This window comes from Pseudomonas brassicacearum subsp. brassicacearum (assembly GCF_008801605.1).
GTDB classification, from domain to species: Bacteria; Pseudomonadota; Gammaproteobacteria; order Pseudomonadales; family Pseudomonadaceae; genus Aquipseudomonas; species Aquipseudomonas brassicacearum.
Genome location: NZ_VZPJ01000009.1, coordinates 130,304 through 143,535, shown reverse-complemented (window position 1 = coordinate 143,535; position 13,232 = coordinate 130,304). Strand labels below are relative to the sequence as shown.

The following is a 13,232-nucleotide window of genomic DNA, read 5'->3' as shown; positions in this document are numbered from 1 at the left end:
GATTTCGGACGGTCGTGGCGAGGTAGCAAACGCCCTCGCCACAGGTATACACCGCGTCCCTGTCAGTGCACATCCCCATACTCAACCAGCGTCAATACCTGCGCGGTCCGGCCGTACGCGACCTTGGGCACGCCCGCCAGGCGCTTGTTCAGTACTTGGGTCAACGACTCGCCTGGCCTCAGGCTGGCATCGCCAAAATCCTCGTCCAGTTGCATCGGATGCACGATGACCTCAAGCGAGCCATATGCCGGTGGCGCGGCGTAGTCCAGGTCGGCCGGGGTGCAAACGTAGTCCGCTGTCGCACCGCACAGGCTGCGAATGCGCCGGTTGAACAGGGTTTTGAAGATACGCTTGGGCGGGGTCAAGTTCGCCCCCAGGTTGCGCGCCAGGCGCATGGGCACGCCTTGCCTGGCGGCGAAGCGGGCCACCAGTTCGCCGATGGGCCAGATGTTGTGCACATGTTGATGGGAGTCGAGATGGCTGGGACGCAGGCCGCGGTCCAGGCAGTGTTGCCATTGCGCCTGCAGTTCATCTTCCACTGCCGCCAGATCCTTTGAACCCAGGCGCAGGCAATAACGCGACAGGTTCAGGTCGAACTGGCCATTGGCGTCGCAAAAAACCGGGCGCGAGGTGATCGCCTGGCCCAGCGGCGGGCCGTAGCTGAGGTTGAAATGCAGGCCAACGTGGCCGTTGAGCAGCGGTTGCCGGGCCATTTCACACGCCTGCTCGAAACCCGGCATGTTGGCCATGGCCGTGGCCGAACTGATCACGCCGGTCTCGAAGGCCCGCAGGATCAGCGCGTTCTCACTGAGGCTGAGCCCGAAGTCGTCAGCGTTGACGATCACTTGACGCGGCATCTGTCTTCTCCTGGTTTTTAGGGGGGGACGATGCCGTCGTCGCGGTCGGTTTGCTTCGGCGTTTGCCAAACCATGGCTTCAAGCTTTTCCAGAGTCGCAAGGCAAATCCCAGAAGCAAACCACCGGGCTGCCATGAATAGAAACTCCAGCGCCAGTGTTCCAGTTGGCCGGTCATGCGTTCGTGTAACTGATGGCTGGAGTTCTCCAGGCTGACCCGTGATGCGTCGATCCAGCGCCAGTTTTCGTCCAGCCCCCAGCGAATCCACTCCTCGAGCAACACCCGGCCGCTGCCCAGGTCGGCATGCTGCGGCAGGAACGCCAGGTTGTAGTCGTACAGCCGCCCCTGGTCCAGCAGGCCGAGGCGATAGCTGATGCATTCGCCGTTCAGCTCCAGCATCACCACCCGCACCAGGCCTTGGGCGGCGAGGGCGGTGAAGGCGAGGTTCATCCATTGCCGGCGCCCGGGGTCGGCGAAGATGCCGACGCCTTCCTCGCCTTTCCAACTGGCCGCCTCGACATCGGCGAGGGTCCGCAACAGCTGGCCCATGCTGATGGCGTCCGGTTTCACCCGGAGGATCTCGGCACCGCAGGCAGCGATCCGCTTGCGGGCCCGGCGCAACTTGTAGCGTGGGTCGCCAGAGATTTCCTGATGGTCATTGTCGCTGATCAAATGCACTGGCACCCGGCAACTCAGGCGGCGCTCCCCGGTGGAGCTCAGTGCCATCCAGGCGCTGAGGACGCTTTGCTCACCGACCGGCTCGATCACTTCATTCAATTGCAGCAGTGCGTGGGGCAAGTGCTGACGGATCTGCGTCAGCGCCTGCCCCATGCCTTCGGCGTCCAGGCGCACCATCAAGGCGATGCGGTCGGCCAATGGATAACCCAAGTGACGCAACACCCGGAACCGCAGCCCGCCGATACGCTCACGCCCCGATACCAAGGGCAGGCACAGGCACAGTGTCTGGTCTTGCCAGCCCAGCAACACGTGCAGCTGCTGGTCCGGCAGCAGGGCGAATTCCGCCGCTTGCAGCCAAGCCAGGGTGTTGAAGGGCGTAGCGTCGGGCACCTGGGTTCGCAGCTGTTCATAAGCTGTCATGGGAAAGTCCTCGGCGCCCAGGGAGCGACACCATTGGAACCGGATCGCCATGGGGGTCAGGCCGCTGCAGTCGAAGCAACCGGCTGGGCCGGTTTACGAAAGGCGTCCAATGCCGAGCCGTTGTAAAGCGTGTCGTGGAAAAAACGCCAGCGACCGAACAGTCGATACATGTGGGTGATCTTGCCGCGCTCCTGGAAGCCCATGCGCAGGTGCATCTTGATCGCCGGGATGTTTTGCAAGTCGCAGACATCGACCATCGTGCTGCAACCTTTGTCCGCCATGACTTTCCACATCTCCAGCTGCATGTCCGCCGATATACTGGAGCCCCAGTATTTACGAATCGCCTCGCCACCGAACTGAAAGTACTCGCCAGGCTTGATCGGGAAGTTGCATTGGTAGAAATGGCGGTCGAAATAGTCTCGCGTACTGCCCCAGGCGAACCCCACGGTGTCGCCTTGATCATCCAGGTACATCAAGCCTGTGTAGCCTTCGGCGGCCAGTTCGCGCATGGTTTTGACGCGGTCGCCGAAATACCGGGCAAAAGCGTCGGCATTGCTGACCGTGATGAACTCCAGGCGCATCGGCGGGTAGGCCTTGAGGTTATGCGGGGGCAGTGGAGTGCGCACATCGTGTTCCAGCCACACCAGTTTCGAGTGGAGAAACACGTAGCGTCTGAGCAGCTGTTTGAAGACGGCGCGCAGGCCTTTTTTCTGAATGCGGTCACGCAATTTCTGCAGAACGTTCATGGTGCCTCCTGACGGGTGGCGGGTTGGGGGGAAACGGGAGCGGTCCAGCTCAGGGCAAACAGGCTTTCTCCTGGCAGGAGAAAGCGGATCTGCCCGGCCTCGCAGTTGAACGGGGCGCTGAGGCTATGGTTGTCGGGGCCGAAATACACTAGCTCGGCTTTCGCCTGGGGGCAGGGCACGCCGTCCAGGCTGACCTGTTGCGGGCGGGTGCTTTTGTTCACGCCCAGCAGGCCGCGTCTTGCGTCGGTGGCCATGGCCAGCACGTCGACTTCAAAGGCGTCGTTGTCCAGGCGCAACACCTGTTCGAGCCAATGCTGTTGGATGAATTGCTGGGCCAGCCCCACCGGCTTGAGTTCCAAGCGCTGGTTGTCCAGCACTCGCACCATGCCTTTTGGGTACTCCGGTTCGTCGGCGGACTGGAACCAGTTGAGCATGTCCAGCCAACCGTCCGCCGAGGCATTGATCACCACGGACGTCCACCACAGGGCGGCGTAATGGGTTTCCTGGTCGTAGGGGCTCAGGCTAGAGCCGCTGGACATGTTGGTCTGATCCAGCAACAAGGCCTTGCGCGGCCGGCCGTTACTGTCCAGGCCCACCAGGTCGGCGGCGCGGCGCACGCTGTTGCGATAGACCCGGGTCGCCAGCAGGTCGCGGATCATCCATTCGTGCCAGGCCAGGGCGTCGATCTGGTCACTGGACTCGGCCAGCAAGCGTCGCGCCCAGTCGATCCCGCGTCGATCAGCGGCGTTTTCCGCCAGGGGACCATTGGTGAACCGGGAGCTGGCCGGTATGGCAATGCGCACCCCGGCGCGGGTGTTGGCGGGGTCGGCGCGAACCTGGCTGGCCATGCTCTTGAACACCTGCTGGAAGCTGGCGAAGTCCGGGTAGTTGAGGTTCGGCTCATCGGCGAAACTGAGGTAGTGGAGGCCTTTGCCGTCCATGGCGCGAGTCGACTTGAGCCAGGCCTGCAAACCGCTGGTGCTGACGCGATCGGCCTGCAGGTCGGCCTTGCGTGCGCTACCGGCCAGCAGGGTGATGTCCCGGGTAATGCCGAAGCGGTCCTGGTACAGGCGCCGGAACCTATCTTCGTGGTCCGGCTTGGCAGCGGTGACGTCGACAAAACTGTAATAAGTGGCGGCCTGGGGCTTGAGGGTATCGATTACCGGGTAGGCAGAGGGCGGGGGCATGGCGTAGGGCAGGGAAATGCCCAGTTTCGGGGTTGTTCCCAGGACGTCGCCATAGAGTTTCAGGTGAGCCTGCCCCGGGTCCTGGCGCAGCGGCTGCAGGTGCTCAGCGGTCTGGGCGAACAGGTTCGCCGTGCCGTCCAGCCAGAACGCTGCCTTGCCGTTGCCCTGCAACTGCAAACGCCAGGTTTGCTCGACGTTGGCAACGGGCAGGGCGACCTGATCGAACTGCCAATAGGCCGGGTATGGCTTGAGGTTCAGCTGCACCTGTTTGCCATCGGCGACGCGCCGGGCTTGCAGGCTGCGCACACCGCCGTGGAACTTGCCTGCCAGCACGGCTTGTTCACCGGGGGCGACCTTGAAGTACAACTCATCGCCGTCATGGGTTTCAGCGCTGAAATGCACCTTGGCCGGGGCGAACATCGCTTGGGTACGGGCGTCGTGCTCGACGGTGTAGCGGCGGAAACTGTAGCCGGGAATTTCCAGTCGATAACTGGCGGCTCCCGGCAGCAAGGGCCACTGCTGCTCGCCACGTTCCTGGGTCGCCTTGATCAAGCGCTCACCCACCAGGCGCCCCTGGCCGTTGAGCAGGTACAGGTGTTCTGAATTGGCGTTGGCCTGCCAGGCCGGGACCCAGCGCACGGTCACGTAATCCGGACGGTCGGTCTGCAGGTACAGGCTGCCGTCGCGGATGCCGGTCCATTGCATCGCCGCGCCCTGGGCCAAGAAGGCCAGGCTCCAGAGGCACAGGCCAGCAGCCATTTTCCACCAACGCTGCATCGGCCCCATCGCGAGCAAGCCCGCTCCCACAGGGCAATCAGCAACCCCTGTGGGAGCGAGCTTGCTCGCGATGGCGGTTTGGCAGGCAACCACACTCATGCCGATTTCCCCAACAGCATCTGGCGCATCGGCAGCAAGTCGCTGGGCAGGATGATCAGTGTCTGCCACAGCGCCACGCCGCTGAGGCGGCAGTACATGGCCAGCAGCGCCACGGTCACGCCCAGGTAGGCGATTGAAGACGCGGCGGCGGCCCCGACGATGCCGTAGCGGGGAATCAGGATCAGGTTCAGCGCCAGGTTCAGCACTGCGCCCACGCCCATCAACAGCGAAACCGTGCCGGGGCGGTTCTTGCCCAGCAGATCCAGGCGCAGGATGCTCGCGTAGCACAGCCCGAACAGCCCCGGCAGTAGCGCCAGCAAGGCGGGATACGCCGGCTGGTAGGCGGCGCCAAACAAGGTAACGATCAACCATTGACCGATCAGCGCCATACTCAGGCAGGCGCCGAGCATCACCGTGGCGGTCAGGCGCAGGGCCAGGGGCGTCAGGCGCTGCATGTCGCTGTCCTGTTGCAACAGGCGTTTCATCAGCGGCGTGGTGACAGCTTCGGGCACGATCAGCAGCAGTTCGGCGGCGGCGCTGGCCATGGCGTAGTGACCCAGGGCCGTGCTGCCCAGCAGGGCACCGATGAACAGGAAGTCCGAGCGCAGCAGCACTTGCTGGAACAGCAGGTCCGGGTGGCTGCGGGCACCGTAGCGCAACAATTCGTTCTGACCGGTGCGATCCCAGCGCAGGGTGACCACATGATCGCGGCGCAACCACACCCAACCGGCCAGCACCACCAGGCTCAAGCCGGCCAGCCAACTGATCAGCGCCGCTTCCAGGGCGGCGTCTTTCCACATCCAGAACAGTGCAACGAACAGCAGCAGGGGCGCCAGGGATTCCATCAGGCGCAAGGCATTGAAGGCGCCCACTCCGCCGCAAGCATTGTGCATCGTCAGCAGACCGCTCTTGAGCACGGTCAACGGCACGGCCAGCAACAGCAACCAGGCGAGCAATCCCAATTGCGTGGCGATGTCCAGTTCGCCGCCGAACTCGCGCACCAGCGCCACCACCAGCAAGGTTAACAAGCCAGCCAACAGGCAGCCGAAGACCAGCACCTGGCTGAGCAGCAGACCCATCGAGCGCTGCTGCGCCGCCTGATAACCCACGGCGGAATTCAGGCCACCGCTGGTGGCGGCGCTGATCAGGTCCGGCAGGGTGCTGAGCAAGGCGAACAGCCCGCGTTCACTGGGTCCGAGAATCCGCGCCAGCAGCACATTGCGCAGCAGGCGCAGGCCGATCATCGCCAGGCGCGTGCCCATGCTCAGTGCCAGGTGCTTGAGGTAATGAGCGCGGCTCATGGGCGTGTTCCTCGGCGAATGCGCCAGGCCAGTAATTCAGGGTGGTGGGCGTTGCTCTGGCTGACGCCGAAACGCGGCAGGTTCAGCGGGTCACCGTCGTTGCGATACAGCCCCGCCTCGGTGCCGAGGGCGAAGGCAAAACCGTGGGCCGCCACCTGTTGGCGTACCCGGGCATCGTGATCGCCGTTGGGGTAGCAATACACCGGCAAAGGATGGGCGCAGCCGTTTTCCAGGGCGATCCAGCTGCGCGTCAGTTCTTCGTGCAGGCGCTGGTCATCCAGCCCGGTCAGGATCGCGTGGCTGGCGCCATGGGGGCCGAAGCGGACCAGCCCGGAATCTTCGAGCATGCGTACCTGGGGCCAGTCCAGGGCCTGGGGCTGGGAACCCTGCGGGCAGGCGTCGGTGAGGTCGCTCAACGTGTGTGCATCGAGACTCTTGAGACTCTGCAGGTAATGCAGCAGCGCCAGGCTGCGGCGCTCGTCGTCGATGTCATCGAGCAGCACCGGCAACGGTCGGCCGACGTGCTGCAAGTGCTCGATCAATGAGCGCCGTGCCACCTGGCCATGGCTGCCCCAGAGGGTTTCACCGATGCTTTCCCACCAGAAGTGCTGGCGACTGCCGATGAAATCGGTGGAGAGGAAAATACTCGCTGGCACCTGGTATTGGCGCAGCAACGGAAAGGCATTCATGGCGTTGTCGCGCCAACCGTCGTCGAAGGTCAGGGCGACCCGCGGGCGGTTCGGAACGCTCTCAGGGTCGGCCAGCAACAAGCTCATCAGCGGCACACACTCGAAATGCCGTAGCAGCCAGATCAGCAGATGTTCAAACGCTTCGGGCCCCACGCACAGCTCGTTGCGATGGGGCAGTTCGGCGGCACGGTCGTTGTTCAGCACGCGATGGAGCATCAGTATGACGCCGGCGCCACGCAATGGATGGCGACCCAGGGACGTGTTCAGGTACAGCCAGCCGCCGGTGCGCTTGAAGACTTGTTTGATCGACATCGGCCGTACTCCTTAGCGATTCTGCTCGGGGTTCCACTGGCTATAGCGCTGGCCCCGCAGGAACTGCCAGAGCCCGATGCTCATGCCCGCCAGCGTCACCAGCACGAATGCGGCCAGGCGAAAGGGCCGGGGCAGGCGGTGGCGCGCGTCCATCAAGCCGATCAGTGCCATGGCGTAGCCGAGCAATTGCGCCACCAGGCTCAGGCGATAGAACGGATGGTCGTTCCACAGCCAGGCATTGCTCAGCAAGAGCGGCAGCAGCAACACCGGCGCCAGGCGGCGGATCAACTTGTGGCTGATCAACCCAATGGCGTAGAGCCCATGGCGCAGCGGGTTGAGCAGTTCCCGGCGCTGAGCCAGGCTCTGCAACCCGCCGACGGTGACCCGCTGGCGACGGCGAAACTGCTTGTCGGCTTCGTCCACACCCTGGTCGGTCACCCGGGCCATGGGGGCATAGACGATGGACTTGCCGGCGGCTGGCGCGCAGGTGCTGAGGAAAAAGTCATCGTTGACCTGGGCCGGTATCGGTTGGAACAGCACCCGGCGCAGGGCCAACAGCGCACCGTCGGCCGAGACCATGCAACCGGTGCGACTCTCCACCCGACGCAACCAGCCTTCGTAATGGCGATACAGGCTGTCGCCCAGGCTCAGGCCCTTGCCCGGCACCGGGATCTCCATGTGCCCGGCACAGGCACCGACTTCCGGATCGCCCAAGGGTGCCAACAGATGGCTGAGGGTGTCGCTGGCCCATTGGTTATCGGCGTCGGTGAACACCAGGATTTCGCCGCTGCTGTGGGCGACACCGGTATTGAGGGCGGCGGCCTTGCCCTGGCGCGGCAGGTCGAGCACGGTGATGCGCGGGTCGATCACCTTGCGTGCGCAGGCCACCGTGTCGTCGGTGGAGCCGTCGCTGGCGAGGATGATTCGCAATGAATGGGCCCGATAATCCTGGGCCAGCAAGGTGCGCAATTTTTCCTCGATGTGCCGCGCCTCGTTGTGGGCGGCAATGACGATGCTCACGTCCATCGGAAACGCCTTGCCGTAGCGCCGCATCGGAAACAGCGGCGCCAGCAGGCTCAACATCAAGGGATAACCGAGGTAGGCGTACACCGGCAGCAACAGGCACGACCAGTAAATGAATTCAGCCACGGGCAGGTCTCCTGGCATTCCAATGACACAGATTGAGCAGCAGGGCGGCGCCGGTCAGGTGCAGGCGCACCCCATGCAAGGCCCACAATTGCAAGGTCAGGCGCGGATCACGCCGGCTCTGGCGCAGGCTCAGGAACAAGGGTGGCAGGGTGGTGACCAGCAACAACGTCAGCGCCAGGTGCAATTGCCCCTGGAGCAACGCGAGCACCGCCAGCAGGTCCAAGCCCCAGGCGCCAATGGACAGCGCCGGGAAGCGCAGCAGGCGCAGGCTCGGGCCATGGCTGCGGAGCAATTGCAGATGGCTGCCCTGGCGCCACAGTTCCTTGCTCATCCACTCGCGCCAACTGCCTTCGTAGCCCCAGTGCAGGGCGACGCTTTCGTTGACCAGCAGCAATTGCGCGTCGGCCTGGCGCAGGCGCAAGGAGAAGTCCTTGTCTTCGCCGGTGCGCAGGGTTTCGTCGAAGCCTGCGACCCGTTCGAACCAGCTGCGACGCATCAACAGGTTGGCACTGGGCAGCCACTGCACCCGATGCAGGAGGCGTGACCCCGGACGTTGGCTGCGGCGCTGCCAGGCTTCGGCGAACCACGGCGCCTGCCGGGGCGTGTCGAGGTCCAGGCCGAGTACGTCGCCCTGGTGGCCTTCGAGTTCCAGCAACAGCTTGAGCCAGTCGGCCGGCATCTCGATGTCGGCATCGATGAACGCCAGCCAGTCACCCTGGGCGACGGCAGCACCGCGGTTGCGCAGGGCGCCGATGTGCACGCCTGGCACGATCAACACCCGTGCCCCCAACTCGTTGGCAATGCGCGGGCCATGGTCGTCGGAGCCGTTGTCCACCACGATCAACTCACATGCCAGGCCTGCCTGGCGGGCGGCTTCCTGCGCTGCGTGCAGCGTACGGCCGATGTGTCGGGCCTCGTTGTACATCGGGATCACAATACTGACGCAGCTCATGGACGAGCCTCCTGCGGCGCGGCCTGCTCGGCGTCGTAGCGCAACACACTGGTGAGGGCGAGCATGATCCACAGCAACTTGTGGTTCGGCGCACTGAGGAACATCAGGAACAACGCCAGCGAGAGGAAACTCATGCCCAGGTGCGTCAGCAGGTCCGCTTGCGCCCAGTCCCGGCGTTGCAGCCAGAGCCGACGGGCGTGCAGCAGGTTGTACAGGCCAAGGCCGATCATGCCGACGAACATCAGCCCGCCCGGGACGCCGATTTCGCTGAAGATTTCCAGGTAGGTGTTATGGGCCCGGCGATACAGGTCCCCCAGCTTGCGGTTGGCCGAGAACGCCTTGGCATAGCCGGTGGGTGCGTAGTGCAGCGGAAAGGTCCCGGGGCCTGAGCCGAGTATCGGGTTTTCGCGGATCATCTGGCTGCCGACGACGATGTACGAGGCGCGGCGGCCGAGGGATTCATCCTGGTGGGCGCTGGCGCCGGCGCTGAGGATGCTCAACGACTGGATGCGCGCGACATAGCCGGCCGGCATCACGGCGATCGCCAGGGGGATGATGAGCGCCAGCCCGAGCATGGCGAAGCCCAGGTGCCGTGGGCGGATGCGCGGCAGCTGCGCGCGGTAGTGATACAGCCCGATCATCAGGCTGAGCATCAACACCACCAGCCCCGAGCGCGATTCGGTCTTGGTCATGCCGCCCAGCAGCAGGATGAAACAGCCGCCCCAGAACAACCGGTGCAGCAAGCTCGGGCCGCGCACCACCAGCAGCAACGCCAGCGGCACGGTAAAGGCAATCAGCAGGGCGAAAGTGTTCGGGTCTTCCAGCAGGCCGGACGCGCGGCCCTGGTCCTGGTACTTGGCCGAGAACATCGCCAATACGCAGGTGGTGGTGACGCTCAAGGTCACCAGGCGACAGAACAGGTCCAGGTTCAATTCACGACCGATCAGCAGGGTGATTACAAACAGAATCAACCCCACCCCCAGTTCGCGAAAATGGGTCATGGACAGGCCCATGTTTTCCGACAACATCAGGCTCAGGCCATAGAGCACCATGAAACCGATCAGCGGCCGCCAGATATTGCTGCGCAGGCGTGTCCCGGGAATCTGGTGCACCGCCAGTTGCAACATCAGGATCATGATCAACGCCAGGCCAAGGAATTTGCTGCCGGAAAAGGCGTTGTCCTTGAACAGGCCTTCGAACGGCACCAGTGCGGCAATGCCCAGCAAACCCCAACCGGGCTTGCGGTACAGCACGGCGACGCCGACCAGGCCGAGCACAGCGCCCGGTGCCAGGAACGGATAAGGGCTGGCCAGCAGCGCCAGGCATACAAGGCCCAGCAGGCTGACGATCGAGAGTGGGACAATCATGAGCGAGCCTCCCGTGCCGTGCGGATGTAAAGCTGCGACCAGCGTTCGGCCAGCGTGCGCAGGTCGTAGCGGTCCCGTTGGGTGCGGCGTGCGTTATCGGCCAGGATCCGCGCCAGGGGCGGTTCGCTGAACAGCGTTTCGATCTGCGCCGCCAGTTCCGCGCTGTTGGCCGGTGCCGCGAGCAGGCCGTTATGACGGTCCTGCAACACGTCGGGAATGCCGCCGACGCCGAACGCCACCACCGGCACGCCAGCTTGCATGGCTTCGAGCAGAATCATCGGGGTGCCTTCGGTGCGCGAGCTGATCACCAAGGCGTCGAGGCGACTCCACCAGGCGTTCATGTCGGTCTGATAGCCCGGCAATTCGATGCGCGTGGGCAGTCCGGCGTCGGTGATGCGCTTGAGCAGTGCCTGGCGTTCCGGGCCGTCGCCGAGCATCACCGCGTGCAGCGATGCATGCTTCTGGCACAGCGGGATCATGGCGTCGAGGAACAGGTCCGGACCTTTCTCGCTGCTCAAGCGGCCGACGTAGCCGACCCGCCAGCGTTGCTTGTCAGAGCGGTGGGCCAGTGGCGTGCTGGCCGCTGGCAGGCCATTGGGGATGACGTCGAGTTTTTCCGCCCGCACGCTGGCCCGGCGATGCAGCGTGGCAATGCTCTCGGCCACGCAGACGACCCGCTTGACCGAGGCGGTGCGGCACAGTTGCAGGCTCAGCCAGGTATAGAAACGCTGCTTGGGGCTCCTTGGGGTGAAGCCATGCTGGGTAATCACCAGCGGCAGGCCCAGTAACGTGGCGGCGGACCAGCCGAACAACAGCCCCTTGAAGTTGTGGGTGTTGATCAGCGGCCGGTCGTCCCGGCGCTGGCGCAGGTGCTGCAACAACTCGGCCCAACTGGCGCAATGACGGCAATCGACCCCGGCCTGGCGAAAACGCGTGATCAAGGTCGGTGGCGCCGCCAGGAACAGCACCTGGTGCTGCCCGGGTGTCGCCAGGCAATGATCGAGCAGCATCCGCTCGGCCCCATAGAAGCCGCCGCTGTCGAGCAGATGAATGATCGACAGGGGGTTGCTGTGGCGGGGCGGGCCGAACGGCGCGTTCAATTTCGCACCCAATGGACAAGGCTGGGCAGGCTCCAGTTGCGGTGCGGGTTGACCTTGTCGGGGGACTGCTCGTTGATCACCAACAGCACCGGCACATCCAGTTGCTGGGTGATTTGCGCTGGATGCTTGAAGCGATGGTCGAAGAACTCACGCACATAGACCAGGGCAATCGCCAGCAGCAGGCCGCTGAACATGCCGAAGGCAATGATCAGCATCGGCTTGGGAAAGGCCGGGGCGGTTGGTTCGAACGGCGGGCTCAGGACCCGGGCGTTGGACAGGTCGTTGTCCAGCGAACGCGCGGTGCTGGCTTCGGCGAACCGCTGGGCATAGGTGGAGAACGCCGCATGCAGGGCGTTGATCTCGGTGTCCATCTGCCGCAGCTTGCTCTGGGTTTCCTGCAATTGATGGATACGCTGCTTGAAGGCGGCGATGCGTTCGATCTTCTGGTTGATCACCGAGCTGACGACGGCCAGGTCGGTGGTGCGTTCCTGGATCCGGTTGTTCACCACCTTCAGGAACTGCTGGCGCGTGCGGACGATCTGTTCCCGGGCCAGCAGCATCGGTTCGCTGCCGGGCTGGAAGATCGCCAGGTCATTCATGTAGCGGCTGACCTGGCTGGTCAGTTGCTCGCCCAGCTGCCTGATTTCCCGGTCTTCGAAGGCAATGTTGTCCACGGTGGTGGTGAAGGTGAACGGGAAGGTGTAGTCGTTGAACCGCGAGCTGTTCGCCGCCGCGAGACTGGTCTTGAGGTAATCGAGCCAGCGTTGGCTTTGCAGCAGGCGATCCTGGTACAGGTTCAGGGCCTGCTCTTCGGTATTGATGGCGTTCAGGCGGAAGGTGACTTCTTCCTTGGGATCGGACGAGCCGATGTTTTCAAGCAGCCCCAGCCGGTTGCCTTCCAGGCCGTCGAGACGGGTCTGGTATTGGGCTTTCTTCTGCTCATAGAACGTCTGTGGCAGCTCGATCGATTGCAGGTCCTGGCGGCTGCTGAGGTAGTTCTGCAGCAGTTGCGCCACGAACCGGGTGCCCTGGGCCGGGTCGCCGAAACTGTAGACGATGGAGATGACGTTGGAGCCGGGCAGGGTCTCGATCTTCAGGTTTTCGATGGCCTCGTCGGTCAGCGTATCGAGCACGGTGTCGCGCACCGGATCGACCTCCAGCCCCAGGCCATCGCGCAACGGGTTGATGACGTACTCGCGCAGGGGCTGGGTTATGTAACGCTTGAAGGGATCGCTCACCCACTTGTTGAAGATGCCCGGGCTGGGCGTGTATTCGCCCTGGTCGCGCAGGGTGCTGATGGTCTGCCGGATCAACGCCGGCGAGCGCAGGATATTGCTCTCGGTTTCCATGTCCGCCAGGGACGGCGGGATGAAGGTGGCGTTTTCCTGGTTCAGCGACGTGGTGGCGTCGCCCTGGGAGAGTTTTTTCGACTGGACGATCACCTGGGCGGTGATATCGAAGCTCTGCTTGAGCATCAACGGCAGCACCAGGGCGATCACGGCGAAAATCAGGAAGATACGCTTCACCCACTGCTTGTTGGCGAAGAAGATCCTGAAGAACTCATGCAGATAGTTTTCCTTGGGGTTCATGTCAGGTCACC

Annotated in this window: 11 protein-coding genes; all 11 read right to left on the bottom strand. The window is 63.8% G+C overall.

The window, feature by feature from the left end; genetic code table 11:
- Nucleotides 1-62: 62 nt before the first annotated feature.
- The gene (locus tag F7R20_RS20585; protein ID WP_003203752.1) at nucleotides 63-857 is read right to left on the bottom strand and encodes a ChbG/HpnK family deacetylase; all 795 of its coding nucleotides are present in this window, start codon (nucleotides 855-857) and stop codon (nucleotides 63-65) included.
- Complete coding sequence (locus F7R20_RS20580; protein ID WP_003203750.1) at nucleotides 829-2,004, bottom strand: GNAT family N-acetyltransferase; 1,176 nt, start codon at nucleotides 2,002-2,004, stop codon at nucleotides 829-831. Before F7R20_RS20580 ends, F7R20_RS20585 begins: the two co-directional genes overlap by 29 nt.
- A 5-nt stretch (nucleotides 2,005-2,009) precedes the next feature.
- Nucleotides 2,010-2,699, bottom strand: coding sequence for a GNAT family N-acetyltransferase (locus tag F7R20_RS20575; RefSeq protein WP_003203748.1), 690 nt, complete (start codon nucleotides 2,697-2,699; stop codon nucleotides 2,010-2,012).
- Entirely contained in the window at nucleotides 2,696-4,645 is a 1,950-nt protein-coding gene (locus F7R20_RS20570; RefSeq protein ID WP_049798030.1) for a hypothetical protein, read from the bottom strand. Before F7R20_RS20570 ends, F7R20_RS20575 begins: the two co-directional genes overlap by 4 nt.
- A 113-nt stretch (nucleotides 4,646-4,758) precedes the next feature.
- Entirely contained in the window at nucleotides 4,759-6,063 is a 1,305-nt protein-coding gene (locus F7R20_RS20565; protein WP_003203744.1) for a lipopolysaccharide biosynthesis protein, read from the bottom strand.
- Nucleotides 6,060-7,064, bottom strand: coding sequence for a polysaccharide deacetylase family protein (locus tag F7R20_RS20560; RefSeq protein WP_003203742.1), 1,005 nt, complete (start codon nucleotides 7,062-7,064; stop codon nucleotides 6,060-6,062). The genes F7R20_RS20565 and F7R20_RS20560 overlap by 4 nt, the downstream gene beginning before the upstream one ends.
- 12 nt (nucleotides 7,065-7,076) lie before the next feature.
- Nucleotides 7,077-8,213 carry a glycosyltransferase family 2 protein gene (locus F7R20_RS20555; protein WP_003203741.1) on the bottom strand — a complete coding sequence of 379 codons (1,137 nt, stop codon included), beginning with the start codon at nucleotides 8,211-8,213 and terminating at the stop codon, nucleotides 7,077-7,079.
- Nucleotides 8,206-9,165, bottom strand: coding sequence for a glycosyltransferase (locus F7R20_RS20550; protein WP_003203738.1), 960 nt, complete (start codon nucleotides 9,163-9,165; stop codon nucleotides 8,206-8,208). Before F7R20_RS20550 ends, F7R20_RS20555 begins: the two co-directional genes overlap by 8 nt.
- On the bottom strand, nucleotides 9,162-10,532 hold the full coding sequence (locus F7R20_RS20545) for an O-antigen ligase family protein (RefSeq protein WP_003203736.1): 1,371 nt from the start codon (nucleotides 10,530-10,532) through the stop codon (nucleotides 9,162-9,164). The genes F7R20_RS20550 and F7R20_RS20545 overlap by 4 nt, the downstream gene beginning before the upstream one ends.
- Nucleotides 10,529-11,632 (bottom strand): glycosyltransferase family 4 protein, encoded by a 1,104-nt coding sequence (locus F7R20_RS20540; RefSeq protein WP_003203734.1) that lies wholly within the window; start codon nucleotides 11,630-11,632, stop codon nucleotides 10,529-10,531. The genes F7R20_RS20545 and F7R20_RS20540 overlap by 4 nt, the downstream gene beginning before the upstream one ends.
- Entirely contained in the window at nucleotides 11,629-13,221 is a 1,593-nt protein-coding gene (locus F7R20_RS20535) for a GumC family protein (RefSeq protein WP_003203733.1), read from the bottom strand. Before F7R20_RS20535 ends, F7R20_RS20540 begins: the two co-directional genes overlap by 4 nt.
- Nucleotides 13,222-13,232: the final 11 nt, after the last annotated feature.